Source organism: Rhizobium sp. Nf11,1 (genome assembly GCF_050587665.1).
In the GTDB taxonomy this organism is placed as follows: domain Bacteria; phylum Pseudomonadota; class Alphaproteobacteria; order Rhizobiales; family Rhizobiaceae; genus Rhizobium.
On record NZ_JBOBHU010000006.1, the window covers coordinates 283,543 to 307,064 of the forward strand.

Consider the following 23,522-nt stretch of genomic DNA (forward strand, 5'->3'; position numbering starts at 1 on the left):
AGAGATGAAGAGCATAGAAGAAGTTGAAGCTTTGGAGAAATTGATCGGTCAATTGGAAGGCTTGCATACCGAGATTTCCCAACTTGCTCGGAAGGCGCCGAATGACGGGCTAAATAAGTTTAAGTTGAACCTTGTTAACAAGGTTATCGCCAACGGCAACAGGCTTCTTCAGGGCAGATATCGGCCCTTTGATGATTTCGAGCAATTTGACGAAGATAACCTTCCGACGAACAGCGATGTGACTATGATCATCGCGCAATACATGGAGCAAACAGAGCGGTTCCGATCCGATAACGTCACCCATGAGCGTAGTCGCTGGTGGTACGTCGTCAATAACGCAGCAAGCAACTTAAGCGCAAGAATGCCTACCACGGTGGGAGGCGAGAAGAAATAATGCAAGCAACAGATGACTTCCGGTTCGTAACTACCGATGCTGCTGTTGAGATCTATACTGCAAGCACACCCGTATTCGAAGGCGTCTTGAGGGAGGTTCGAGAACTTTCGAAAAAGAAACCGGATGCAACCATGAATCCCAGCAAGGTCAAGCTGGTGAATCGTGTGTTGAAGGACTTGTTGGTGATTTTGAAAGATGAGCCAGCTGGAAAATATCTAGAGGAGCTTGATGACGACAAGCTTCCTCAGGTGAGCGATGCCGTACTAACGATGGTGCAATTCGAATCTGCGTTAAAGGCATTCCGAGCGCGTTACCTGGTCTACCTGACTGACTTCGGAGAGTCTCACTGGATTACTAAGGAAATATTAGCTTACTGGCGGAATGAATAGGGGATTTTTTGAGTCGCACATCTCAGCGGTATCGCGGTGATCTTTCGGTGTGCGCTGAGCTGCGAACTCTCGTGCGATCCGTCTAAGTCCTTGTCCGGGGACGAAATTGGTTGCATGCATCCGAGCGCCCACCATCGCTTGGAAGCCTTAGAGAGCAGGCTTTCTGGGATGATAGAGAGAACACACTGTCCCCCTAGTTGCCCCAGCCGATTTGGAACCGATCGAATCGAACCTCGCTCAACGGCCGGTTAGAGGTGCTCAGCCTTACCGAACGAAGAACGAGATGAAGTTCGGGGGAATAGTATTGTTCGAAAATAATCGGAGGCAATTCCGTCAGTTTCAGACGGCTGTTGATGGCCAGACTTTGTAGGAACAAGATGCAATCGTTTCCTCCCCCAAGCCGTCGAACCTGATAAAAGTCGTGCCCGAAACGGATTTTTTGCCATTGATGAAAAGCGTGGTGTCGGATTGCCAGTTCTTCTTCTGTGGCAGATCGTCCAACGCAATCGCATTCGCGTATTTCAGCTCATGCGTTCCGCTGGCACTCACTCTCTTTTCGACGAGCAAGGGGTGCAAATAGACAGCCGACACCGGCTGCAGTGAACCGTCGCGCTCCATCAGCCGTTGTTCGGTGAGACCCGGGCCGTCCGGCTTGTAGAATACGGAATAAAAAGGCGCTTCTCTGGTCAGCAGCACTCCCTGTTTGGCTTCTTTAGCGGTTAAGCAATCGCCAAAGGCTGGTACCGCCAATGTTATTCCAACCAGTAGCGACAAACTTCTTAGCAAGATCGACATCCCAGATTCCCTCATCCAAGTTCACTACAATGGTGCTTGGGTGAAATTGGGGAGATCGGAAAACAGACCTCTAATGTTGCGCACCGCCAACCGACGGTACGGTGAATTTCACAAGCTTTCCGCCCAGCACTTCGTGCACTGGTGTGGCGAGTTCGATGAGTACCTTGTGTTCGCCCGGCGGCAGGCCGGTGAGGACGATAGCGCCGGTGCCGCCTGCATCGGCCCACCGCCATGGCAGGTCGTCGATGCTGACATGAAGGTGCCTGGCGCGGGGCGAGACATCGGTCGCGCTGGCGCCGAAAACGGGCAGGATGCGAAAGTTCTCGGTTCGATAGGGAATGATGGCCACGCCTCTGGTGGCCAGTGGTTCTTCAAGGGGCTGATCCACGAAGAGCGCGGGCGCGGGTTCGTTCTTGATCGGAAGGAACTGCGTGGCCACCTCATGCGGCGTCTGCGCGTGGAGGGATGTGCCGGCGAGCAGGGAGGCTGCCGTTGCGAGGGCTCTTGCGATCGTGGTCATGACATAATCCTCTGCAGTCGCGCCAGTCGTGACCGGCATTGCCGGGGCACCGGCGCGACGTTGAATTGAGGCCGATCAGGCGGCGTTGAGTTCGACGGCGATGTTGCCGCGCGTGGCCTTGGAGTAGGGGCAGAGCTGGTGAGCGCGCTCGACCAGGGACTTGGCGAGGTCAGCCTCGATGCCTGGCAGCTTCGCGTTCAGCCGCGCCTGCAGGACATAGCCGCCGTCATCGATCGAGACGAGGTCGATCTCGGCATTGACGGCAGCATCGGCGGGCACGCGAAGCTGGCGTTCGGCAGCCGCTCTTCCGATCGCACCGAGAAAACAGGCGGACCAGGCGGCGGCGAAGAGCTGTTCGGGATTGGTGCCCGGAGCCGAGGAGCCGGGCGGGGAGAGTTTCACATCGAGGCGACCGTCGGACGTGCGAGACGCGCCGTCGCGTCCGCCGCTGGTGTTGGTGGTGCCGGTATAGATGACTTTCGACATTTGGATGCTCCTTGTTCAATTGCAGCACTCTGCTGGTTTCTCAGACGCCGCCACGACCCAGCAGGGTTCCGGGCGGCAATGATGGGAATATGAGATCGGGGAAATCCATCCGGTAGCGAGCAGGAGTGAGAGCAAGCCTCTCGTTTTCGCTCAGTCTTGCATCAGGTTGCGAGAAGCCGGAGCGCTGTGGACGATGTGGAAAAGCAGCGCGTTGCGGGGGCATGTCGCTCCCATCCGCGGAGGATTGCCCGCCGTTCGGAACTTGCCGAACTCAAGAGGCTGCCTCTCAGGTTTTCCTGCTACCGCCGGTGCCGGCATTGCGCGATCTTCGAAGCGCTAACCGGGGTCGAGACCTGCCGAGGCGGTCTTGATCTCTCATCCAGTCAGGAGACAGACATGAACACGCTTTTCAAACGCAAGATCGCCTTCGCCCTGTCGATGGGCATCGTAACGACAGGGCTCATTTCTTTCACGCTGCTCGCGCTCAACCTGGGTTTTTCCGAGGGATTCGTGCTGACGTGGCTTCGCTCGTGGGGCATCGCCTATCTCATCGTCATTCCCGCCATCCTGCTGATCGGCCCACACCTTCAGGCGCAGGTCGACCGCATCGTCCGCTGACGAACTGAATCTCGGTGGCCGATGACAATGACCATGCTTGGCAATTATCGGCATGGCCAGGATTGGGCGCGGACGGTCAGGGAAGGACGCGTTTCATTCCGGTGACGGCGCATCACCATAATTGCTGCAGGCCGTGCGAAGCCGCGGCAGAATCCAATCGATGAAGGCGCGCACTTTGAGGGCAAGCAGGCCCTGGCGGGAATAGACGATGTGGATCGGCTTGGGCCCGCCGTCATAATCCTTCAAGATCGGCACGAGCATGCCCGAAGACAGCTCCTCCGGAACTTGATAGTCGAAGAGGCGGGCGATCCCGGCTCCGTTGCACGCGGCGGCGACGCAGTTGGCCGCGGTGTTCACCTCGATCCGGCTCCGTGGCATTGCCTCGACCGGCTTCCCGTCGATCTCGAAATTCCAGAAGAAGGACCTGTCGTTGAACATGATGCCGTCGTGATCGGTGAGCTCGGTCGGATGCCGGGGAGTGCCGTGACGTTCCAGATAGGCCGGGCTTGCGCAGGTCAACAGGCGGAACTCGCCGGCCTTGACCGCATAGAGCGAACTGTCGGCCAACTCGCCAAGTCGGATGGCGACGTCGACCTGTTCGTTGATCAGATGAACAGAGCGGTCGAGGGACAAGAGGTTCAAGGTCACTTCAGGATGCTTGTTCATGAAATCGAGCGCGATCGGCAGAACGTAGCGGTGGCCAAACTCGATCGGCATCGTGATGGTCAGCAGTCCCCGCGGCGTCTGATATTCGCCTGACGCCCTGCGTTCGACCTCCTCGAGATCGGCAATGATCCTGCGAGCCGCATCGACATAATCGCGGCCAGCATCGGTGAGCTGCAGGTTGCGGCTTGTCCGGATGATGAGGTTTGCGCCGAGATATCGCTCCAGATCGGCAACCTTGCGGCTGACGCTCGGCAGCGGCGCGTTCAGCTTCCGGCTGCCCGCCGACAAGCTGCCGGCGTCAACCACCGCAAGCAGAACCCGCATCGCATCAAGCCGATCCATGACACCCCGACGACTGAAAGCCTCGATATTGAGGATATGAGAAATCGGTTCTGATGAACAGCAATGGCCGCGAGCGCCACCTCATCATCACCCGGGCAGCCCCTTGTCGTTCAAACGTCTCGACGATGCGGAACCGCTTCACGATCCGGTGGATGCGCATCGAGAGGGTGGTTCTCATATTCAGCGGCTGCCGGCCCGGGCCTCTGGCCAGTACATTTCCCCATCCGATCAAGGATTTCGTTGACTGCCAATGGACACCGTCGGTGCCACGGAGATCAACGGCTCGGTGACGCAACTTCAAAAAGGGGTAATCGTCATGGACAGGTTCTTCTATGTTGGCGTGTCAGCCGCTCTGTTTGCTGCCTTTGCCTTTTCGCTCAACTTTATCGTGCCCTTCATCATCGGCGGCTATTCCACCTTTGATTTCGCCCTCATCCGTCATGTTGTCTCGGCGCTCGTCGGCCTTTACATCCTGTTTTCCGAAAAGGGTGTCCTGCGCCACCTCACGCTTGGCAACTGCCTGAATGCCATCTGGCTCGCTTTCATCGGATATGTCGGCTACTTCCTGACCGTGACGGGGGCGGCCGTCTTTGCCGGCCCGGTCATCGCTCCCGCCTTTCTCGGTCTGGTGCCGATCGTATTGATGGTCGTTGGTAACCAGCGTCAGGGGTCATTGCCGTGGCGCTCCCTCATGATCCCGCTGGCGCTGGTGCTGGCCGGCCTTGCTCTCGTCAATGGCACGGCATTCACGGCGGAAGGATTGGATTCTGTGCGCTCGTTGTGGATCGGCGTGCCGCTGTCGCTCGCAGCGGTGGGACTTTGGGTCTGGTTCGCGCTTGCAAATCAGGCTGCACTGGCGGCCCGACCGGAAATGCCCTCCGGTGTGTGGGCTGCGCTGATATTGGTCGGAGGTGGTATCCTGATGCTGGCCTTCTACCCCTTCGGTGCCGCGCTGGACCTCTTCCGGCTTCCAACGCTGGGATACGGTTGGAGTGCCGCCGGCAGCTTGTATATTTGGGGCGCTTCTTTCGCGCTGCTGGCAACCGTAGGCGGCGTCTGGGCCTGGAACATTGCGTCGCGGAGCCTGCCGGTTGCCTTGGCTGCGCAATTGATCGTCTCTGAAACGGCCTTCGGTGTGATCGGTGGACTTGTCGTGCATGCTCGTTGGCCGACCCCGATCGAAGGTGCCGGGATTGTCGTCCTGATCGCCGGCGTCGTTTTGTCCGTGCGGATTTTCTACGAACTCCAATTTGCGCCTGGAACAATATTGCTTGCGCAGGAGTGAGCCGCTGCACGCAAGGCAGGCGATTGCCGGCCCGCCCGCATCGCCCTTCGAGGCCCTTGCGGGGCTCCTCAGAGCGAGGCTCTCTTGGGCGTCAACGCCTGGGCGGAAGGCCGCTCGCCGATTATGTCAAACAGGTCTTTGCCGATCTGAAAGCTGAGCTGGCCAAGGCATAAAGGCCAAAATGGAAGACTCGGGCCGCCGGGAAAATTGACAAAAAAATAGAGCATTTCCGGACGCAAACAGAAACGGAAATGCTCTCCTAGTTCGGTGCGAATTAATACCAGTGTCGGCTTCGCACCTCTCACATCTCGCCAGGTGGCTATTCGTCTGGCGCCGCCGACGCGGCGTTTTCCAGCGAGGTGCGGATCTGATCAATCTTGCCGTCGGCATCGCCAACCCCGAGAATGGTCTTGGCTTCATCCAGGACCGCCGGGCTGACCTCACCGGTTTTCGTTGCGGAAGCCAACGCGTCCTCCAGCGCCTGATCGCCCAGCAGGGGATCGTCGGCCGCAGGCTCGATACCGTTGTCGATTTCATACTGGGCATAAGCCACGGCGTAAGCCGAGATGGCAGTCATGCGTGGATCCGATGTATTCATCAGCGCCCGATAGTTCCGCTTCAAGGAATTCAGGCCCCCAAGCTGCGCCGACAGGTTCTTCTCCTTGGTGCTGGTGGCTGCGGTGTCTGACTTGCCCGATTTGGACTTGCCCGATGCCTCGGACGATTTGCCTCTCACGGCTGATGAGTTGGAATTGCCGTGGTTTGAACCGCTGTTGTGGCCGCCACCGTTTCCGTGGCCACCGCCGTTACCGCCGCCGTAACCGCCGCCGTTGCCACCACCATTGCCGCCGCCGTTCCCGCCGTCCTTTGCCAATGCGCTCATGTCGAGCCCCGCAATCGTTGCCGGGCTTGCTGCAAGCGTCAGCGAAAGCACGGCCAGGGACGCTAAAGTTGTTATCCGCATCGTTTCCTCCAATGAGACCAGATGCCGTGCAACTGCACGACGAGATCTGACTTGGAAGATAGATTGCTATCGCGCTCTGCACATCGGACGGAGGTCTGGCGAAGGGCCCGGCTATGGTCCCAGAAGAAGCATACGAGACTCGGCCTGCGGGCGGCCATGGTCGAAGCTCACGAAGGCGCGAGAACCGGTTCAGGGAAGACTATCGCGAGCTTTCCAGGTGGCTCTCGCCACGCAGAAGGTTCAGCCAGGCCTGCGACACTTTCTCAGCGCCTGACTCCCCGATATGGCAATCGTCGTAGCGGTCATCTCCATCGAGTAACGCGTCAGAATTGACGCCTTCTCGGATACCGTGGCCACTTCTTGATAGGGCCAGTTGCGCCCGTACGATCGCATTGTCGGGAATGTGCTCCTTGAAGCCGCCGTTGCTCGGTTCCAGGCATTTCGATGCGATCGAAATGTAAACGGGTGCTTCGACGCCGTGCTGACGCAATGTGTCGACCATCGACATGAAATGTTTCTCATACGTCTCCGCAGTGGTGCCCATAACGAGGTCTGCCTCTCCTTGCACCCAGAGGACGCTCGTTATCCGATAACCGGAATCCTGAAGCTGTTTCATTGTGTCGACAAGCATAGGATTGAGGTCGCCGCCTGTCGCCCATCGTGCGACCTCTGATCCGCCATATGCGAGAGGTGCGAGGATGACATTGTCGTTTTGTCCCGATGCGATCAATTTGTTCCCAAGAAGCGTCCAGTACTCTCCCTTGGTATTGGTCGAGCCAAGAAGCGGCGACGCCGCGATGAAGCACCGTTTGTCAAAGGCGTTTACAACGCGAGCGCCATAATCCGATCGGTGCCGTTGTCCACCGTAGTTGGCCGCGTTCGATTGGCCAAGAATGAGTAGGACAGCAGTTCGATCCGTTTGAGTCGGGCAGGTCACAGCGGTTTTTGATTCATCGGCAATGAGTCGTTCCTTATCGTCGAAAGTATAACGGCTTGGAGCTGCCGCCTGCTCTCCGGTTACCATTTTCTTCGCCGCGGAAAGTTGCGGCCAAGGAAAGATCTCATGTCTCGCGCTCGTGCCGCCGAGAAGGTACATGGCAATCAGGGCTGCCAGGCCGACTGCTACTGTTTTACGCATGTTGTTACCTTTAAAACATCATTCGGACTATTCGAAGCTAGTCCAGCCACGAAAGTTCCTTTACACCTGCCACATCTGCTTGCTCGGGCATGCTCTTTGCAAAAAGAGTTCTTCGCGAAATCCGAGCCCGATCGTCGACTAGTCGCGTGGCGTCGCCAAAAACCTGCTCTAAACTATAGATCGCACCAGTGATTACAATCATCCGGATGGGTGAGAAATCGTGCTCCGCAGCATCAGCTTCATGGAGAAAATTCCCGTTGCTCGTCCACTGAAAGACGATCACAGATTGTGCAACGAGGACAACGCGGGAGCAGAGCACCGGCTATTCGTCGCGGCGAACCGGTGGGGTCGGCGCTGGAAGGTCGATCTGGTGGGGGCATCACCGCGGTCGTTGGCAATATTGCGCGCGACTGCATCTCCCGCGGGTCAGCCCGCGACAGGAATGAAGAAGGAGAGTTGTTTGCCGCAAATCACGCCAGGCGCAAATCGAGCAGCGGGTGCAGCTTCTTCAGATTCGGCAGGGATTTTGCCTGCCACGGATGTTGATTGGTGCCTTTGACGATGAGCAGCAGGTCGTCCATCTTTCTGGCTTCGATGGTCAGTTTCGCCAGGAGGTTGATGCCCGAGGAGTTCAGGAATTCGAGGCCCGTCAGGTTGAACGTTACCTGTTTGTGTCCCTCACGGAGAAGGCCTGTTATCAATGAATAGATCGGCGCATAGGCGTCCGGTCCTGCCAGGCGGAAGACGCCATCGAAATACACCTCGTTTTTTTCCGCCCATACGCGGAAGCTTTCGTCGCTGATTTCCATTCTTCGCTCACCGATTGGAGGAGGGTGGCATCGCCACAGCTGCAGTCGTCGTCAGTATGATATGCTCGTCATTATTCTCTTCGAATGTCCATGCCATTCTCGCATCGTAATCGCTCAAAAGGGTGAGCAGGCCCAAACCGGAACCACTTTCCGGCGATATGGCGTTGGTTTCGATTTGCTCAAGAAGAAGTGCGCCGGGTTCCTTCGATTGAAGGCGCTGCAGGAGCTGCTGGAAGCGAGATGATGTCGCGCCGTCGATGGCATTCTTGACCCTGAACAGAAAGCTTCCATCGATAATGTCGGCTTCGATAAGGATCTCGCCAGGCTGTCGAAATTTGACGGCATTTTCGATCAGCTCGTTGCTGAGGTATCCGATATCATGATGCGCCTGCAGGTAATCTTTCCTCGACCGGGAATAGGGCAGCGCCATGATCTCCGCTATGAAGTCCGAAGTCATTCCTGAATGCTTCCATCCAAGCTGAAGCGGCCCATCACTCAATGTCAGGCGAGCGCCAGAATCCAGGCTTATCTCCGCCAAAGATTCGATGCCATATATTTTGGGCGCCATGTCTCACCTATGCCGTACTGCGAGAAGCGTGATGTCGTCGTAGATCTTCTGCGATCCGATGAAGTGCATCAGTGTCGTGACAATGCCGGAAACGACCTTCTCGGCGCTTTGACCCTTCAAGCGAAGCGCTTCGCTGCAGAGACGTTCGATGCCAAACATTTCCCCCGCGCCGTTCGCTGCTTCCGTTACGCCGTCGGTATGCAGGAGGATCAGGTCGCCTTTCTCGAACGTTATTTCACGAGTTTTGATGAATGCAGAAATATCGGCGTCCAAGCCGATCGGTATGCCGAGATCCATGGTGTCGACGCGTTGGATCTCACCGTTCGCCCGGACGATGACGACTTCCTCGTGCTGCCCGGACAGGATCATCTCCTTGCCGTCATAGTCGAGAAAGGCCAGGGTGAGATGCTTGTCTATTCTCGTCCTTACTAAGTTCTTGAACAGGGCGCTGTTTAGATCCGCCAGAAATTTGACGGCGTCGGTGTTCCCCGCCTCCTGAAGGGCGCGGGCGACAGACTGGACCATCAGCATCAACACGCCGCTTTCGAGCCCGTGACCGGTGACGTCGCCGATCCCGATCTTCAACCGCTTTCCGTTCTTCAAGACGTCGTAATAGTCGCCGCCGACCTCTTCCGCGGGCCTCATATAGGCTGCGATCTCGATGTCCTGAAATTCCTCCAGCTCCTGTTGCAACGGAAGAACCATGAGCTGGATTCTTTCAGCGACGGCCACCTCTGTTCCGAGACGGCGATTTTCTCGCTGGAGCTGTGCATTCAACGCCGAGATCTCTTCCTTCTGATCTGCGATCTGGGCCGTTCGTTCTTCGACGAGTTGCTCGAGATTTTCGGTGTGATAGCTGATCTGTTCGGCCATCCGATTGAATGCTTCACCGGCAGCACCGACCTCATCCTTGCTTGTTATCGCCACTCTGACCGAATAGTCCTGCGCCTGAATCCGCTTGGCGGCCCCCGCAAGTGCGCTGATCCCGCTCGTTATGCGTTTCGAAGCCGCAAACACAGCGATCGTCACAATCAGCAGCGACATCAAGATCGCCAGGATCTGATAGATCACGATCCGGTTGGTGGCTTCGGAAATTTTCGCCTGGGCGGCATAGAGCGAGGCGTCGATTTCCCGTTCCGGCACAACCACTCCCAGCAACATCGCCTCCTGCCGAACCGGGCCGCTGGACCAGAGATTCGTCGCAGGCAGTTTCTTGACGATTACAATATAGGGGACCTCGTTACCGTCCCGCTGCAGCAGCAGATGTTGAATGCCCTGTTCCCGGTCGAGGGCCAGTTTCGCTATCGCAGGCTGGGCGCTTCCTTTCAAGGAACGCTCCAGCCCGGTCACGCCGGTTCCGCTCGCACCGCTCGCAGAACGCAGCCCGAGCGTCTGTTCGCCTGTTCCGTTGATCGCAACCACGTTTCCGTCGGACATGGCCAAGAAGCCGAAGCCGGACTGGGCCACTTTCACATTTTCAACCGTCTGGGCGAGTTGGTCGAGCGTGATATCGGCGCCGGCCGTCCCCGCGACGTCCTTGCGGTCGGCGGTCCAGAGCGGATGAAAGAAACTGACGATTAGCTTGCCGGTAATGGCATCCGTATAGGGAGCCGTCTGCGTGATATCGTCCGCGACGGGTCGCGTTTTCATGTCCCTGGCCCATCCCTGCCAGGACTCATACAGGCCGGGAAAAAAGAAGTTCCAGAAATCAGCTTCGTTATGCCCGGGATAAAGGCGGTCGAAGGTCTGAGCCTGATCGGTATAGGGCGCCGTCCTGAAGATCGGTCGTTCCCTCGGTCCGATGTAATACATCTGCAGCTTTGAAGCGCCGTGCTGTAGCAGGCTCGGCGCAACGAGATCGAGAACCGCGCTTGTCTCTATATCGCGCCTGATTTCGGGTTTCGGCTGATGGTCCTCACCGAGCAGGTAACCCCAGACGCTGACGACCGAAGCGGAGCCGGGGGCATTTTGCGACCATTTCCCCTTCTCATCGTAAGACAGACTGACACTGTCCGGCGATGTGCGGGCGATTGCCGCGCCGACATCGGAATTGCGCACGGGATTGTCGATCTGCGCCTGCAGCACGCCTGCCAAGGTGTCGACGTCGTTGTGAACCTGCCGCAGGAGCAGGTTCACCTGGGCTGCGGTCGAATCGGCATAGGTGCGGATATATTCCTGGCTTGCAGCTTCGAGGCCCTGGCCGACTTCCAGCGTTGCGTCACGCGACAGCCTCTGAACATTCCAAAGCGCCAGCCCGCCGCTGACCAATAAGTCGAAGAGAACGGCTCCACCGACGACCAGGATGAATTTCGCCCGAAACGAGCTCAGTCCAACCGGTCTTTTCGATGATCCCATATCCATTATAGCGGCTTTCGACCAGAGGCTGCCCAGATCGGCCATCCTGCGTAACCTTTAGGGTGAAGAGCGGCAAAGACGTGATCCTTGAATCCTTGCCGGAATCTGCGAATGAAATCCGGCGGGTCGCCGCGGCGCACCGCCATCTCGCCTGCATAGACATTTTCCCACGCTTCGATGATATCTGCGAAATCCTGGGGGTCGCCGTCAAGGTTCGTCACCATGAAGCAGTCGACCTTGATGTCCTCGAAGCCGGCGTTGAGGAGGAGATGGCGGCTTTTCGGGCCCATCTCGACATCCATGTCGAAGTGCCTGAACAATTTTGCCACTTCCTCGTAGGTCCATCTTATCGAGTCGGCATGCGGCTCGCCCAAACAATGCGAATTCTTTTCATTTGTGATGTAGACCCGGCCGCCGGGTTTGCAGATGCGATAAAGCTCCCGCAGCAGCATCTCGGGGCGGTCGAAAATCTGTAACGAATGCCGGCAGGTTACAAAATCGAATTGATTGTCTCGAAGCAGCATCTGTGATGCATCGCCATAGGTGTACTCGATGCCGTCCATGCCGAACTCGGCGGCGACCTTGCGGGCATAGTCGAGACTGCGCACGGAGTGGTCCAGTGCGACAAGGCGCGTCGGGTTGAATTCCCGTTGAACCAGAGCCGCAAAATCACCAATGCCGCAACAGATATCGGCCATCACCTGACCGTTGCGCAGACCGTGGCGTGGTAAGAGTTCGCGTTCGTGCCTCCATGTCATTTTCGTCTGCGTGCGCAGAATGGGAATGAAGCTCTCGTCCTCGACAAAGCTTTGCCCGGGATAAAAGGCCGAGTCATAGACTTCAACCGACAGGTTGGGTTGCGATGTGGTCAACGTCTCGAACAGCGAGGCAGACCACGCCATTACGCTCGACGTAATGATCTTAATCTGCCGTTCCGGCCTGGTTCGGCAGGCTGCCGCTACGACATCGGAGAGGGCGGCGAAGGCCGTCATATTGATGTGCGTCAGGCGTTTCACATTGAGGTAAACGATGCCGCTGTATCTTTCCAAACTTTGCCGCAACAGTTCGAGGGCATCGGCAATCTCGGCGGTGCTTTCGGGCCGCATCTTGCCGGACAACACGAGCTCCTGGTTTGTCGGATCAAACCGCACGGTGTAGGGCAGGGGAGGCCGGCTCATTGGAAATCCTCGGCGGAGGGGAAATCGGCAATGATTTCGATCCCGTCCTCGCCGTCTCTCTCGATGCGGATACCGGCGCCTAATATCGTCGCCAGATTACTGAGCAAGGCCTCATTGGGCTTGGTAACCAGGTGACCGGAGCCGTTGTCGAGGCCAGGCTCTGTTTCGCTTGATCCTACCTTGGTGTGTTTGCGGCGGAATTCCTCATCACAAGGAAAGGCAATTCTCAGCCGGTTGAACGTCGCGTTGCGTGAGAGGCTGAAACGTATCTTTCCCCGTTCGTTTGTCGCGCGGAAGGCGAGCTCTATGAGCTCGTTTGCAGCGACCGAAAGAAAGTTGGAATAGCGAGCCGGATCGCTATGACCCTGGCCGAGGATATCGGAGAGATATTCGGTAATCTCGTCGCAAAACTGCCATTGAGATTTGAACATCGCAACGTTCATTTCCAGTGATACCATCGGCACAAATGCGTGGTCGTCGAAGCGGGATGCTTCCTCTTCCAATATGTCCTCCGTTCGTCTGTCAGGAGCGTTGGATCTGCATGCAATGTAGAAGCACGGCGAAAAGTTTCGAGCACTATCGTCGGGCGCGGTTTTTGAATGCTTCTGCCCCTTTGATGAATTCGTCAATTGCCTCGACGGGAAGCGGTCTGCTCAGCAGGTAGCCCTGAAGCCGGTCGCAGCCCACGCTGTGCAGCCATTCCGCCTGACCCGGCATTTCAACTCCCTCAGCTGTCACCTGCATGTCGAGGTCATGTGCAAGGTTCACGATGCAGCGGACGATTGCCTGACTTTTCAGATCGGTTTCGAGATCAGTGATAAAGTATTTGTCGATCTTGATCGTGTCGAAGGGAAATGTCTTGAGATAGCTCAGGGAGGAATATTCCGTGCCGAAGTCGTCAAGCGAAATTCGTATGCCCAGCACATTGAGCGTGTTGAGCGTATCAATGTTGTTGACGGTCCGCTCGAGCAGCACGCTCTCGGTTATCTCGAGCTCCAGACGCTCGGGCGGCAGTCCGACCAGGTCCAGCGTCTGGGAAATCCGGTCGGTCAGGCCGCTTGTCAAGAATTCAGCCGCTGATACATTGACGGCGACGAGGTAGTTGTCCGGCCATTTCATCGCCTCGCGACATGACTGTTCCAACACCCACGCCCCAATATCCGGCATCATTCCGTCAGCCTCGGCCATCGGAATGAATACCGACGGTGGAATTTTTCCAAGCAGGGGGTGGCGCCATCTCAGCAACGCCTCGAAGCCGACAATGCAGCCGCCCTCGGCAATCGGCTGGTATTCGACATAGAATTGCTGTTGGTCGAGTGCCATGCGCAGACTGCGGCGAAGCAGTTCCCGCTGCTCCAGCAATTCTAGCATTGTTGGGTCATAGGCTTTTGCCCGACCACGCCCCTCTTTTTTGGCGGCGTAGAGTGCGAGGTCGGAAGCCTTCATCAGCTGTTCCGGACTCGTGCCGTCCGATGGAGCGGTGGATATGCCGATGCTGGTGCCGACAAAGAGCGCAATGCCGTCTATCGTGAAGGGTTTTTTGAACGCGGCAACCAGATCTTCGGCCAGGAGGTGCGCTTTGGCAGGATGTCCTCCGCCAAGGGAGATCACCGTGAATTCGTCGCCAGCCAATCGATAGGCCCTGTCATCGCTGGAGAGGCAGGCTTGGATACGCCTCGCAGCCGATTGAAGAAGCTGGTCGCCCGCCGCATGCCCGAGCGTGTCGTTTACGGGCTTGAAATCGTCGAGGTCGAGTTGCATCAATGAAAGAGTTTCGTTCGAGCTTGCAGTCTCCTGCAACAGCGCGCTCAGGTCCTCGCTGAACTGGCGCCGGTTCGGCAGTCCAGTCAGCGGATCATGTGTGGCGAGATGCAAAAGAGTTGCGCGCTCGTCGTCAACCTGTTCCTCGGATTGGAGCACGGCAAACAGATCACCGATCCGATAGATCGTCAGGTCATGTGATCCGCCGAGCGCGTCTGTTATTCGCAACGGCTGGGCGCTGTCACCCAGTGAACGGAAAGCCAGCATGACTGCTGATTTGTCCAGCTCCGGAAAATGCTCCCAGAAGGAGGCGGCTGGTTTTAAGGAGGTGGGCAGCGCATTGCCAAGCAAATTTTCAACGGGATTGAAATCGCGATCAAAGAACATAAGCCGGTCGACCGGGCCCCCCGAATCGATTGTCTCCGTTTTTTCGAGGGCCAAGCTGGCAGCAGGAATTTTCCGCATGTCGGAGGCTCTCCCTGATTGAATGTCCTACCAGATATTATAGCAACTTAACTGCCGCACAACTTGTGCACGTTAAGAAATACATTAGGCATTTCTGATTAACAATCCCCAACCTTTGCCAACGCACTCACCGCTGTGGACGCGCCTGCACTGATCTGACGGAGTGATTGGCCGCCACCTCAGAGTGGCGGCGGGGGTGACGAGAGAACGAATTGCCGCACGATTGTTCGTGCGCTGTGGCTCAGGCAATGGCAGCCCATAGTTCGCGCACCATCTGGCGCAGCGCCAGCGCCTCGGCCCATCTGTCCGTCGAGTCGTTGCCGTCTCTGCCGGTGATCGCATAGGGCTTGGGGCCCAATTCGCAGGTAAAGACCAGCTCGGCGTCATCGGCGGCGCGTGATCGCCAATGGCGAAAGCCGTAGTCCCACCACTGCAGGAAGAGATCGACCCAGGGCCGGTGATGCGCAAAGGAGATTTCGATCTGCACCTGTTCGCGTGAAGCGACGCGGCCGTGAAATGCATGGGCATTCTGCAGGATGCGCCTGATATGCGCGTGATTTTCCTCATCGACCGGAAAGGCGAATTCGCGCCCGACCAGGAAATGCGACAGATCGGCCAGCAACGGCAGATCAGGACGTCGATCGAGCAGATCGAGCGTGAAGAACAGGTCCGTCGTCATCCTGTCGCGATGGGTTTCGATGAATACCGGAATACCGGCATTTTCGGCGAGCCGCATCCAGCCATCGAGAATCGGCAGGCAATCCTCGATCCGGCGGGGGCGGATATCGGGCTGCAGGTTGATGTGGCTGACCGGAAAGGCCGCGGCAAGTCCCAGCGGCAGACGCAAATCCTCGATGCTGCGGGGAAAGCAGACCGCCTCGATCTTCAAGCCGGTGCCCCGAATGGCCTCGTTGAGGCGGATGACATCGTCGCGGTTGGTATAGTGCGCGCTGATGCCGTCGAAGCCCGCTTCGCAGATCGCAGCGATATTGTCTTCGAGGCTCGGCTCGAACCCGTCAGTGTGCCGGCGCTCCATGGCCCAGAGTGACTGGAAGATCAGGAGCTTCTGCATCATGCGGCCCTCGCGCTTTTCAGAAGGGTCTTGAGGTTCACGCCCGGATCGGCCAATGCCGCAGGCTCGGGACTGATACAAGCGGCGATCAGCATTTCGGCAAGCTTGATATGCTTGGCCAGGCCATTGCCGATGCCAAGACCCGCGGCAGCCACCAATCGCCCGTCATCGAGATAGAATTCGAGCTCTCCCTCTGGCGCCGATCGCCGGACGCTCTGATGCGCGGGCAGCGGCTGCCCCGCCACCTGGAGGCCGAGATCGTATTGGTCGGACCAGAACCAGGGAATGGCGGCGAAAGTCTCGGCGGCGCCGGCCATGTTCCGTGCTGCGGTCTCGGCCTGCGTTCTGGCGTTGCGCCAGCTTTCATAGCGGATGTGTCCTCCGCCGGGTTGGGCCACCGCGGCGCAATCGCCTGCGGCAAATATGTTCGGCGCGCTGGTGCGAAGACATGCGTCCGTCAGAATTCCGTTGCCCGTGGCCAGCTCTGATGCTTCCGCCAAAGTGGTTTCAGGCTGGACCCCGATGGCGCTGACGACGAGGTCAGCAGGCAGGATGGTGCCATCGCTCAAGACGACACTGTCCTTGCCGATCTCCGCAACGCTCCGATCAAAGTGGAAGCGCACACCTTCGGCGGCATGTCGGGCATGCAGCTTGTCGGCGAAGCGGGCAGGGACGGCGCGGCCTAAAGGTTTCGGCGCGGCCTCGATCACATCGACCGTAACGTCTTTTGCGCGAAGGACGGATGCGAGTTCCATCCCGATCAGACCCGCGCCGATGATTGCGAAGCGTCGGCCGGGCGCGACATTGGAGAAGATCGCTTCGGCGTCGGCGTGGGTGCGAAAATCGAGCGCACGTTCCGCGCCCGCGCATGCAAGCCGCCTCGGCCGTGCGCCGGTGGTCAGCAGCAGCTTTTCGTAACCCAATAGCTGACCGTCGCTCAAGCTTACGGTCGCGGCGGCGGGATCCAGCTTGGAGACCGAGCAGCCCTTGAGATAGGTGATGCCGGCCGCCTCCAGCGCTTCTTTCGGGCAGATCAGTTTCATCCGCACCGTGCCGTCGAGAGTTTTCGACAGAGGTGGCCGTTCATAAGGCAGATGAGGCTCGGCTCCGACCAGCGTGACGGCTCCGGAATAGCCCGCCTCGCGCAGGGTGAAGGCCGCCCGGGTTCCGGACTCGCCTGCACCGATGATGACGATACCGTCCATTGCATTCTCCAGTAGAATGAGCAGCCGGCGTTCGTGAGGATGAGACGCCGGCCGGGGAGGATCAGTTCTTCTTGGCGTATTCCGTCATGTTCTTGGGTGTGACCAGTTCGAACGGCACCCAGACCTCCTTGTCCACATTGTTGCCGTGGGCCAAGGCGACGGCTGCGTCGACGGCGCTTGCCGCCTGCTGGTTGGCGTTCTGGAAGACCGTCACGTCAAGATCGCCGGCGGCCATTGCGGCCAAAGCATCCTGTGTCGCATCGATGCCGACGACAATGACGTCATCCATCGATACGCCGGATGCCTTGAGCGCCTGAATGGCGCCAAGCGCCATCTCGTCATTGTTGGCGAAGATCGCGTCGATCGGACGGCCCGCCGTGAGCCAGTTGGTGGTTAGATCCATGGCGTTCGTGCGAGTCCAGGCCGCGGATTGCTCGTCGGCAATGGTGACGCCCTTGCAGTCGCCAGCAGCCAGCGTCGCTTTGACCGATGAGGTACGATCGCGCGATGCTTGATGCGCCAGATCGCCCATCAAGATGTAAGCCTGGGCGTCATTTGCCTCGCCTTTCTTCTTCAGCAGTTCACAGGCGGCTTCGGCCCCCAGCCTGCCGGAGTCGGTTTCCTTCGAACCGACATAGGCCTGTTTTTCCGGCAGCTTGTCGATATTCTCAGGTTCGAGATTGAGATAGACGAGCGGGATTCCGGCCTTTCGGGCAGCCTCGCTGATGCCGGTTGCGGCTGAGGTATCGGCCAGCGTCACGATGATCGCATCCACTCCCGATGCGATGAAGTTGTCCACCTGGCTGCGCTGTTTGGAAACGTCGGTCTGCGCATCCTCGATCTGAAGCTTAACGCCGTTCAGCTTTGACGCTCTTGCCTGCAATCCCTCGCGCAGCAGTGTCTGAAAATTGTTGTCGAAGCTCTGCATCGACACACCGATCGTCTCGGCGGTGGCGGTGCCTGCCATCAAGGCGGCCAAAACGGCCGCCATACAGATTGATTTCATGTCATCCTCCCTATTGGTGCCGGACCACCCGCTTTCCTCCCGGAGGCCCGACGGGCCTGTTCGATTGGCGGGTCTAACCGAGGGCCACGCGCACCTCTCCGTCGACGACCTCCGCCGGATAGGTCTTCAGGTTCTCGCAGGCCGGCAGCCTCAGCGCTTCACCGGTGCGGTAATCGAAAGCGCCGGAATGCTTCGGACATTCCACCTCGAAATCCATGACCAGTCCGTCGGCGAGGTGGATCGCCTCGTGTGTGCAGAGCCCGGCCGTGCAGTAGACGCTGTCATCCGGGCCCCGGTAAATCGCGTAGGTGCGTCCGCCATGATCGAAACGGATGGCGCCTTCCTGTTCGATGTCGTCAAGTCTGCCAGCTGAAACCCAGGTCATTCGGCGGCTCCTTCCGTTTCGAGGCGAGCCTTGCGGGCTTGAAGCTTTTCCTTTCGCCTGCGGTAGCGTTCCTGCATCTGCGCTTCGCCTTCGGGGGAGCCGTCGTGCCAGGTGCCGAACCACTTATCGAGCGGGATCAGGGCGTCGCCGTAATTCACCTCGAAATATTTGTGGTGGAGGTAATGAGCATAGGCATGACTATCGACCAATCTTTCCTTGCCGATCTCGACCTTGTCGAATCCGACATGGCCGGGAATTGCCCCGAAGCCGGCATAGTGCAGCTGATAGAGCATGATGACCGGGTTGGAGGGCAGGATCAGGTGGTAAAACGCCGTTCCCAGATAGAGCAGATGCTCGACCGGATGCATGGACAGCGATGACCAGGGCGAAGGGTTGACGGAGTTGTGGTGGACCGAATGCACCCATTTATAGAGAAAGGGTGTGTGGATGAGCCTGTGAATGCAGAAGAAGTGGAACTCGTGAATGATCGGAACCACGAGCGCGACGAGCGCGAGCGTCCATGGATTTTCCGCGAAGCCGAGCCAGGGTGCATAGCCGTTGGCATAGGCCCAGAGCATACCAGCCTCGATGGCGGTCCAGATCACGACGCCAGACAGGAAGGTGCGCAGAATATTGTCGAGGTTCTGGCTTTGGAACCAAAAGGCGCTGTTTTTCTGTTCGGCGGGGAACTTGCCATTGTACTTGAAGCGGTTTTCCTGGCGCTTCAGAACATAAAGATGCAGTTCGAAGGCGCCATAGAACAGGAACACGCAGATCGCATTCACGGCGTACAGCCAGGCGATCCAGCCGAGGCTCAGCGTCTGCATCATGGCCACCGGGGGAAGGATCCAGGTCCAATAGGCAATCGCAGACACCGCAAAAATGAGATTCCAAGGAAGGAAGTAGTGCGGCAGCCATTTCAGAATAGCCGTCAGCTGCGGGGGGAAGACGAAAAGCGGCGCGGTTTCGACCGGCTGGTTCGGCGCCCAATCGCCGCGCTTGTTACGCTTGCCGAAATTCAGATCATCCATTGGCATCTCCTCCGGGTGCCTGATGTCTCCGGACCCGCACATATTCTTGGTAAAGGAGAGCGCCCCGCGCGCCTTGATCCGATGCGGCTCCTTGCGCACCGGAACTTCTCCTGACGCGAAAGTAGCAGGGGGCATTTCGAACGGCGAAGGCTTCCTTGATCTAATTAGATCAAAGCCCTTCCTTGGTGATGGTGATGAAGTGGATCGGGCTCCGGTCCGGCTCGATCTCGGTCAAGCCGATGCGGCGCAGGATATGGTCGAGCGCCCTCCGCGCCTGCGCTTCCGGCGCCTGGTCAAGTACCACATCCATGATGCCGTCCTTCAGGGCCGCGCGGGTATAGTCCGTCAATTCATGTCCAACGAAGAAGACGTTGCCGCCGCGCGGATGGCGGCGAAGCACTTCGATCAGGGCGGAATTAGCGCCGCCGGCATTGTAGAGGCCGGCAAGCCCGGGATACATCTCCAGGGCCGACCATAAGAAATCGGCGCTGGCGCGCTCTTCATCGCCACCGAATCCCAGCCATCCGAAATCGGAGGCGCCGGGATGATCGCGAAAAAAGTCCGAAAAACCGCGGATCCGATCGCGATGCACCTGATAGATGGGATGGCAGATCGCAACCACAGGCCCGGCTCGAACGGCCATTCGGCTGATATAGAGCGCAGCCGTCCGGCCGGCGGCATTGTTGTCGATGCCGACGAACTCCCCGACACGTTCGGAAGCGCGGGTGACGACATGGACCACCGGCAGGCCTTGCGAATTCACCTTTTCTACCGCGGCGCTGATCAAGGGGCTGCTCGGCACGGCAAGGATCAAGCCGGCACGGGAAAGGTCGGTGGAGAGAATGCGGCGCGCAATCGCCTCCGGATTCATTTCGTCGGTGAAACTGCGATGCACGACGACCAAGGGATCAAGGGTTGCCGCAATCCTTTCGAAGGCGTGGGAAAGACGACGATAGAAGCTCGTTTCCGGACGAACCATCAGCACTTCTATCCGGAGCAGGCCGCGATGGGTGTCGGGAAGCTTGCGCGGGTAGTCCAGGTGACGCGCCGCGGATATGACCTTCTCGACCAGTTCCGGCCGAACGCCCCCGCGTCCGTTCAGGACCCGCTCGACCGTGGCCGTTCCAACGCCGGCGTGGCGGGCGATATCCCGATAATTCGGCTTGCTCACTTCCAAGTCCTTCGGATGCTAACGCGATGTGGTTGATCCTATGGGCAATCTGTCGTTCTTCATACACCTGAGCCCCAAGACTCACAGAGCTTGTAACGCGGGTGCAGCCGATCTATGGTTCTGCTGGTTCAGCATGAGATTGCAGGCAGTCATTCACCGTTAAACCGGACGCGGGAGATTTTGTCCGCCGGCCGGGTCGAAGGAGCTTAGCAATGAAAATTCTCATGGTTCTCACATCGCATGATCAACTGGGAAATACCGGCAAGAAAACCGGCTTTTGGCTTGAGGAGCTCGCGGCCCCTTACTTCGTCTTCCGTGACGCTGGGGCCGAGGTCGTGCTTGCGTCGCCGAAAGGAGGCCAGCCTCCGCTCGATCCGAAAAGCAATGAGCCGGCGTTTCAGACGGACGACACGAGGCGATTTGAAAAAGACCCGGCCGCGACGGCTGCGCTTGCCAACACGTTGCGACTGTCCGATATCGACCAGGGCGATTATGACACGGTGTTCTTCCCTGGTGGCCATGGCCCGCTTTGGGACCTGACGAACGACCGCAATGCGCACGCGCTGATCGAGGAGACGCTTGCGGCGGGAAAGCCGCTGGCGCTCGTCTGCCACGCACCGGGAATCCTGACCAATGTCAAGGCGCCAGACGGCGGCCCGATCGCGAAGGGGCGGACGGTGACCGGCTTTACCAATTCCGAGGAGGCCGCGGTGCACCTCGTCGAAATCGTGCCCTATCTGCTCGAAGACGTGTTGAGGGGGCAGGGGGCGAAGTTTTCCGCGACTGAGGACTGGGCCGTGCATGTCGTCCAGGACGGGCTGCTGATCACCGGACAGAACCCGGCATCGTCGAAGCAGGCCGCACGGCTGCTGCTCAACGCAGTGAGGGAGCAGGCGGCTGCATGACGCCAACGGGGAAGCGTATTAGCGGTGCGGTGCAGTTCGGACGCGAGTGATTTTTTCTTAAAGAAAATTTCGGCTCACTGTCGGATCGGCGAAGACTTGTCCGTCCTTAGCTCGTTCATTCCGTCCAGACAAGGATCACCGCTATGCCAAGCACCATACGCCTGCACCGCGTTTTCGCCACCAGCCCGGAGAAGGTCTATCGCGCCTTCATCGAAGCAGATGCGCTCGCAAAATGGCTTCCGCCGAACGGCTTCCTCTGCACAGTGCATCACCTGGAGCCGACTGTCGGCGGCACCTTCAGAATGTCTTTCCGTAACTTCACCACTGGGAATAGCCACGCCTTCGGCGGCGAATTTCGTGAGCTCGTCCCGGGCGAACGCGTGCGTTATACGGACAAGTTCGACGACCCGAACCTGCCGGGCGAAATGGAAGTCACGGTGACGCTGAAGAAAGTCTCGGTCGGCACCGAGGTGGACATCACCCAGGCCGGCGTGCCCGACGTCATCCCGCCCGAAGCCTGCTACCTCGGCTGGCAGGAGTCGCTACGCAACCTTGCCCGGGTCGTCGAGCCTGACATCAACGAATGATGCAATTGCGCGACTTGAAGAGCGGCGCCGCGCAGCCGCTTGCCGCTTCTCCGCCCATCATTCCGCAGATATTCTGTGGAACGGGGGCGGAGAGGCGGAGCTTGCGGGGCCGGGGGCGTGGTTCGGCCGCAGTCGGCCGAAGTTGCTAAGCGTGATCCGCGCTTTGCTTGAGCGAGCCGATCGTCTCGCGTGCGGGAAGCAGCGAAGACAGCCAGAGGGAATAGGTCAGGGATATACCCGTCGACCACAGGATCATCGGCAGTGTCATCACTTCGGAGATCAGTTTGGCCAGTTCCGGGGGATCGATCTCCCAGGAGAACAACGCGGCGGCCGGCTCCGGCTGACGGGTCTCCGTGCTTGCTTTCTGCATGTCTTCGAGCACGGACGCAGTGACGGCTTGTTCGGCTGCTGACGGGTTCTGAACTGGAACGATGGCGGTTTTTCCATTATTTTCGGCTTCGCCGGACATTGGGAGCTCCTTGTTTGGCTTCGTTGTAGAAAGCCGATCCCCAGCTAGAAGTTTCATGACATGTCGATGAAATGATCGGCGTGGACTCAGCCGTGCTGACCTGATCGATCGAGGAAGAGTGGAAACGCTCTGAAGCTTGAGCCTGTGCTTCACCAACGCCTCGCACCGGCGTCACACCCCGTTACTCATTACGATCGACGTCTGCGATTTAAGCCTCGGCGATCGCCGTCGCGCGCGTGCCGCGCTGACAAGAGGCCGTCTCTCGTAGCGAATTCGAGGAGAAATTAACCGTCGCAAGAAAATCGTCTTTTATTTCATAGTATATATGTTAACACTTTATTAGGAGTGGGGAGTATTCCGGTTCTGAATTAAGAAAAATGGTGTTTGCCTCGACAATACCGGGGCGGCGACGTGTTCCTGCGTGTCGTCTTAGCCTTAATATTCTTAAATCGGTTCCAGATTACTTGTTTTGATTCATGGGGGTATTTAATGGCTACGCAAAGCACCGGCGGTGGCAGTACGACTTCTTTCACCAATGCGCCACAGGCGAAGGATGACTCTTACATCTGGACGGAAGATCAGCTGCTCAGTCTTCAGCTCTACAATGCGGCCATCAAAACCATAACCCTTGATGTGATGTCGAATGATCTTGGCGGGAATGCCAAATCCCTCTTCTCGGTCGACGACGGAGATGGCAATCCAATTACCACTGACTATGAGCTTATTACAAAAGACGTCGGAGCGAGCGGGGCATCTGCCTGGGAGACGACCCTGCTCGGCAATTGGGTCAGGATCAACAATGGAAAGATCGAATACCGTCTGAGCGATGGAAGCGGCATCGCGGGCTCGGGCGCGGATATCAACACGCTGTCTGCCGGTGAAATCCTTAAAGATAGTTTTGTGTATGCGATACGGCTCGGCAACGGCACGCTGAGCGAGGCAAATGTGACGATTTCGC

At 58.1% G+C, this 23,522-nt stretch carries 24 protein-coding genes and 2 pseudogenes; 7 read left to right on the plus strand and 19 right to left on the minus strand.

Annotated features, from left to right (window positions below):
• Positions 1–4 precede the first annotated feature (4 nt).
• Both ACQ7C1_RS12320 and ACQ7C1_RS12325 read left to right on the plus strand, forming a co-directional pair.
• Positions 5–394 carry a hypothetical protein gene (locus tag ACQ7C1_RS12320; protein ID WP_430958453.1) on the plus strand — a complete coding sequence of 130 codons (390 nt, stop codon included), beginning with the start codon at positions 5–7 and terminating at the stop codon, positions 392–394.
• Positions 394–783 (plus strand): hypothetical protein, encoded by a 390-nt coding sequence (locus ACQ7C1_RS12325; RefSeq protein WP_430958454.1) that lies wholly within the window; start codon positions 394–396, stop codon positions 781–783. The genes ACQ7C1_RS12320 and ACQ7C1_RS12325 overlap by 1 nt, the downstream gene beginning before the upstream one ends.
• Positions 784–976: 193 nt before the next feature.
• Here the strand turns inward: ACQ7C1_RS12325 and ACQ7C1_RS12330 are convergent.
• The 3 genes and pseudogenes from ACQ7C1_RS12330 to ACQ7C1_RS12340 all read right to left on the minus strand — a co-directional run bounded on the left by ACQ7C1_RS12330 (position 977) and on the right by ACQ7C1_RS12340 (position 2,584).
• Positions 977–1,578, minus strand: a pseudogene (locus ACQ7C1_RS12330) (hypothetical protein).
• Positions 1,579–1,648: 70 nt separating this feature from the next.
• Positions 1,649–2,098 (minus strand): DUF6130 family protein, encoded by a 450-nt coding sequence (locus ACQ7C1_RS12335; RefSeq protein WP_430958455.1) that lies wholly within the window; start codon positions 2,096–2,098, stop codon positions 1,649–1,651.
• Positions 2,099–2,173: 75 nt separating this feature from the next.
• Positions 2,174–2,584 (minus strand): organic hydroperoxide resistance protein, encoded by a 411-nt coding sequence (locus ACQ7C1_RS12340; protein WP_430958456.1) that lies wholly within the window; start codon positions 2,582–2,584, stop codon positions 2,174–2,176.
• Between the two features lie 396 nt (positions 2,585–2,980).
• On the opposite strand from ACQ7C1_RS12340, the gene ACQ7C1_RS12345 reads away from it, so the two are divergent.
• Positions 2,981–3,202 (plus strand): DUF2798 domain-containing protein, encoded by a 222-nt coding sequence (locus ACQ7C1_RS12345; RefSeq protein ID WP_430958457.1) that lies wholly within the window; start codon positions 2,981–2,983, stop codon positions 3,200–3,202.
• Positions 3,203–3,295: 93 nt separating this feature from the next.
• On the opposite strand, the gene ACQ7C1_RS12350 is transcribed toward ACQ7C1_RS12345, so the two are convergent.
• Positions 3,296–4,210, minus strand: coding sequence for a LysR family transcriptional regulator (locus ACQ7C1_RS12350; protein WP_430958458.1), 915 nt, complete (start codon positions 4,208–4,210; stop codon positions 3,296–3,298).
• Between the two features lie 316 nt (positions 4,211–4,526).
• On the opposite strand from ACQ7C1_RS12350, the gene ACQ7C1_RS12355 reads away from it, so the two are divergent.
• Positions 4,527–5,495 carry an EamA/RhaT family transporter gene (locus tag ACQ7C1_RS12355; protein WP_430958478.1) on the plus strand — a complete coding sequence of 323 codons (969 nt, stop codon included), beginning with the start codon at positions 4,527–4,529 and terminating at the stop codon, positions 5,493–5,495.
• Positions 5,496–5,814: 319 nt separating this feature from the next.
• Here ACQ7C1_RS12355 and ACQ7C1_RS12360 read toward each other — a convergent pair whose 3' ends face one another.
• The 14 genes from ACQ7C1_RS12360 to ACQ7C1_RS12425 form a co-directional block, all read right to left on the minus strand.
• Entirely contained in the window at positions 5,815–6,459 is a 645-nt protein-coding gene (locus tag ACQ7C1_RS12360) for a hypothetical protein (protein WP_430958479.1), read from the minus strand.
• A 199-nt stretch (positions 6,460–6,658) separates the two neighbouring features.
• Positions 6,659–7,597, minus strand: a complete 939-nt coding sequence (locus tag ACQ7C1_RS12365; RefSeq protein WP_430958459.1) for a sialate O-acetylesterase — start codon at positions 7,595–7,597, stop codon at positions 6,659–6,661.
• A gap of 470 nt (positions 7,598–8,067) precedes the next feature.
• Positions 8,068–8,406 carry a slr1659 superfamily regulator gene (locus tag ACQ7C1_RS12370; RefSeq protein ID WP_085778607.1) on the minus strand — a complete coding sequence of 113 codons (339 nt, stop codon included), beginning with the start codon at positions 8,404–8,406 and terminating at the stop codon, positions 8,068–8,070.
• A gap of 7 nt (positions 8,407–8,413) precedes the next feature.
• Positions 8,414–8,974: a slr1658 superfamily regulator gene (locus ACQ7C1_RS12375; protein ID WP_085778606.1), complete on the minus strand. Its 561-nt coding sequence runs from the start codon at positions 8,972–8,974 to the stop codon at positions 8,414–8,416.
• Positions 8,975–8,977: 3 nt separating this feature from the next.
• On the minus strand, positions 8,978–11,338 hold the full coding sequence (locus ACQ7C1_RS12380) for a SpoIIE family protein phosphatase (protein WP_085778605.1): 2,361 nt from the start codon (positions 11,336–11,338) through the stop codon (positions 8,978–8,980).
• Positions 11,335–12,507: a methyltransferase domain-containing protein gene (locus tag ACQ7C1_RS12385; RefSeq protein ID WP_430958460.1), complete on the minus strand. Its 1,173-nt coding sequence runs from the start codon at positions 12,505–12,507 to the stop codon at positions 11,335–11,337. Before ACQ7C1_RS12385 ends, ACQ7C1_RS12380 begins: the two co-directional genes overlap by 4 nt.
• Complete coding sequence (locus ACQ7C1_RS12390) at positions 12,504–13,010, minus strand: hypothetical protein (RefSeq protein ID WP_097598100.1); 507 nt, start codon at positions 13,008–13,010, stop codon at positions 12,504–12,506. Before ACQ7C1_RS12390 ends, ACQ7C1_RS12385 begins: the two co-directional genes overlap by 4 nt.
• Positions 13,011–13,083: 73 nt before the next feature.
• Entirely contained in the window at positions 13,084–14,733 is a 1,650-nt protein-coding gene (locus tag ACQ7C1_RS12395) for a putative bifunctional diguanylate cyclase/phosphodiesterase (protein WP_430958461.1), read from the minus strand.
• A gap of 241 nt (positions 14,734–14,974) precedes the next feature.
• Positions 14,975–15,808 (minus strand): sugar phosphate isomerase/epimerase family protein, encoded by an 834-nt coding sequence (locus ACQ7C1_RS12400; RefSeq protein WP_430958462.1) that lies wholly within the window; start codon positions 15,806–15,808, stop codon positions 14,975–14,977.
• Positions 15,805–17,010, minus strand: a complete 1,206-nt coding sequence (locus ACQ7C1_RS12405) for an NAD(P)/FAD-dependent oxidoreductase (protein WP_430958463.1) — start codon at positions 17,008–17,010, stop codon at positions 15,805–15,807. The genes ACQ7C1_RS12400 and ACQ7C1_RS12405 overlap by 4 nt, the downstream gene beginning before the upstream one ends.
• Before the next feature lie 61 nt (positions 17,011–17,071).
• Complete coding sequence (locus ACQ7C1_RS12410; protein WP_430958464.1) at positions 17,072–18,016, minus strand: substrate-binding domain-containing protein; 945 nt, start codon at positions 18,014–18,016, stop codon at positions 17,072–17,074.
• Between the two features lie 73 nt (positions 18,017–18,089).
• Entirely contained in the window at positions 18,090–18,401 is a 312-nt protein-coding gene (locus ACQ7C1_RS12415; protein ID WP_097598103.1) for a MocE family 2Fe-2S type ferredoxin, read from the minus strand.
• Positions 18,398–19,432: a sterol desaturase family protein gene (locus tag ACQ7C1_RS12420; RefSeq protein ID WP_184460219.1), complete on the minus strand. Its 1,035-nt coding sequence runs from the start codon at positions 19,430–19,432 to the stop codon at positions 18,398–18,400. Before ACQ7C1_RS12420 ends, ACQ7C1_RS12415 begins: the two co-directional genes overlap by 4 nt.
• Before the next feature lie 169 nt (positions 19,433–19,601).
• Positions 19,602–20,603, minus strand: a complete 1,002-nt coding sequence (locus ACQ7C1_RS12425; RefSeq protein WP_430958465.1) for a LacI family DNA-binding transcriptional regulator — start codon at positions 20,601–20,603, stop codon at positions 19,602–19,604.
• A 212-nt stretch (positions 20,604–20,815) separates the two neighbouring features.
• Between ACQ7C1_RS12425 and ACQ7C1_RS12430 the strand changes: the two genes are divergently transcribed.
• Both ACQ7C1_RS12430 and ACQ7C1_RS12435 read left to right on the plus strand, forming a co-directional pair.
• Positions 20,816–21,508 (plus strand): type 1 glutamine amidotransferase domain-containing protein, encoded by a 693-nt coding sequence (locus tag ACQ7C1_RS12430; RefSeq protein WP_430958466.1) that lies wholly within the window; start codon positions 20,816–20,818, stop codon positions 21,506–21,508.
• A gap of 143 nt (positions 21,509–21,651) precedes the next feature.
• On the plus strand, positions 21,652–22,095 hold the full coding sequence (locus ACQ7C1_RS12435; RefSeq protein ID WP_430958467.1) for an SRPBCC family protein: 444 nt from the start codon (positions 21,652–21,654) through the stop codon (positions 22,093–22,095).
• Between the two features lie 145 nt (positions 22,096–22,240).
• Here ACQ7C1_RS12435 and ACQ7C1_RS12440 read toward each other — a convergent pair whose 3' ends face one another.
• Positions 22,241–22,564, minus strand: coding sequence for a hypothetical protein (locus tag ACQ7C1_RS12440; RefSeq protein ID WP_183702538.1), 324 nt, complete (start codon positions 22,562–22,564; stop codon positions 22,241–22,243).
• Positions 22,565–23,053: 489 nt separating this feature from the next.
• Here ACQ7C1_RS12440 and ACQ7C1_RS12445 point away from each other — a divergent pair.
• Positions 23,054–23,522: pseudogene (locus tag ACQ7C1_RS12445) on the plus strand (VCBS domain-containing protein); the annotation flags it as partial.

Coding starts and splice junctions, on each gene's coding strand:
- ACQ7C1_RS12400 (WP_430958462.1), bottom strand. CDS start 15,808: ATGATGCAGAAGCTCCTGATCTTCCAGTCACTCTGGGCCATGGAGCGC.
- ACQ7C1_RS12405 (WP_430958463.1), bottom strand. CDS start 17,010: ATGGACGGTATCGTCATCATCGGTGCAGGCGAGTCCGGAACCCGGGCG.
- ACQ7C1_RS12350 (WP_430958458.1), bottom strand. CDS start 4,210: ATGGATCGGCTTGATGCGATGCGGGTTCTGCTTGCGGTGGTTGACGCC.
- ACQ7C1_RS12395 (WP_430958461.1), bottom strand. CDS start 14,733: ATGCGGAAAATTCCTGCTGCCAGCTTGGCCCTCGAAAAAACGGAGACA.
- ACQ7C1_RS12370 (WP_085778607.1), bottom strand. CDS start 8,406: ATGGAAATCAGCGACGAAAGCTTCCGCGTATGGGCGGAAAAAAACGAG.
- ACQ7C1_RS12340 (WP_430958456.1), bottom strand. CDS start 2,584: ATGTCGAAAGTCATCTATACCGGCACCACCAACACCAGCGGCGGACGC.
- ACQ7C1_RS12420 (WP_184460219.1), bottom strand. CDS start 19,432: ATGGATGATCTGAATTTCGGCAAGCGTAACAAGCGCGGCGATTGGGCG.
- ACQ7C1_RS12435 (WP_430958467.1), top strand. CDS start 21,652: ATGCCAAGCACCATACGCCTGCACCGCGTTTTCGCCACCAGCCCGGAG.
- ACQ7C1_RS12320 (WP_430958453.1), top strand. CDS start 5: ATGAAGAGCATAGAAGAAGTTGAAGCTTTGGAGAAATTGATCGGTCAA.
- ACQ7C1_RS12430 (WP_430958466.1), top strand. CDS start 20,816: ATGAAAATTCTCATGGTTCTCACATCGCATGATCAACTGGGAAATACC.
- ACQ7C1_RS12365 (WP_430958459.1), bottom strand. CDS start 7,597: ATGCGTAAAACAGTAGCAGTCGGCCTGGCAGCCCTGATTGCCATGTAC.
- ACQ7C1_RS12360 (WP_430958479.1), bottom strand. CDS start 6,459: ATGCGGATAACAACTTTAGCGTCCCTGGCCGTGCTTTCGCTGACGCTT.
- ACQ7C1_RS12410 (WP_430958464.1), bottom strand. CDS start 18,016: ATGAAATCAATCTGTATGGCGGCCGTTTTGGCCGCCTTGATGGCAGGC.
- ACQ7C1_RS12385 (WP_430958460.1), bottom strand. CDS start 12,507: ATGAGCCGGCCTCCCCTGCCCTACACCGTGCGGTTTGATCCGACAAAC.
- ACQ7C1_RS12345 (WP_430958457.1), top strand. CDS start 2,981: ATGAACACGCTTTTCAAACGCAAGATCGCCTTCGCCCTGTCGATGGGC.
- ACQ7C1_RS12335 (WP_430958455.1), bottom strand. CDS start 2,098: ATGACCACGATCGCAAGAGCCCTCGCAACGGCAGCCTCCCTGCTCGCC.
- ACQ7C1_RS12355 (WP_430958478.1), top strand. CDS start 4,527: ATGGACAGGTTCTTCTATGTTGGCGTGTCAGCCGCTCTGTTTGCTGCC.
- ACQ7C1_RS12375 (WP_085778606.1), bottom strand. CDS start 8,974: ATGGCGCCCAAAATATATGGCATCGAATCTTTGGCGGAGATAAGCCTG.
- ACQ7C1_RS12440 (WP_183702538.1), bottom strand. CDS start 22,564: ATGTCCGGCGAAGCCGAAAATAATGGAAAAACCGCCATCGTTCCAGTT.
- ACQ7C1_RS12325 (WP_430958454.1), top strand. CDS start 394: ATGCAAGCAACAGATGACTTCCGGTTCGTAACTACCGATGCTGCTGTT.
- ACQ7C1_RS12415 (WP_097598103.1), bottom strand. CDS start 18,401: ATGACCTGGGTTTCAGCTGGCAGACTTGACGACATCGAACAGGAAGGC.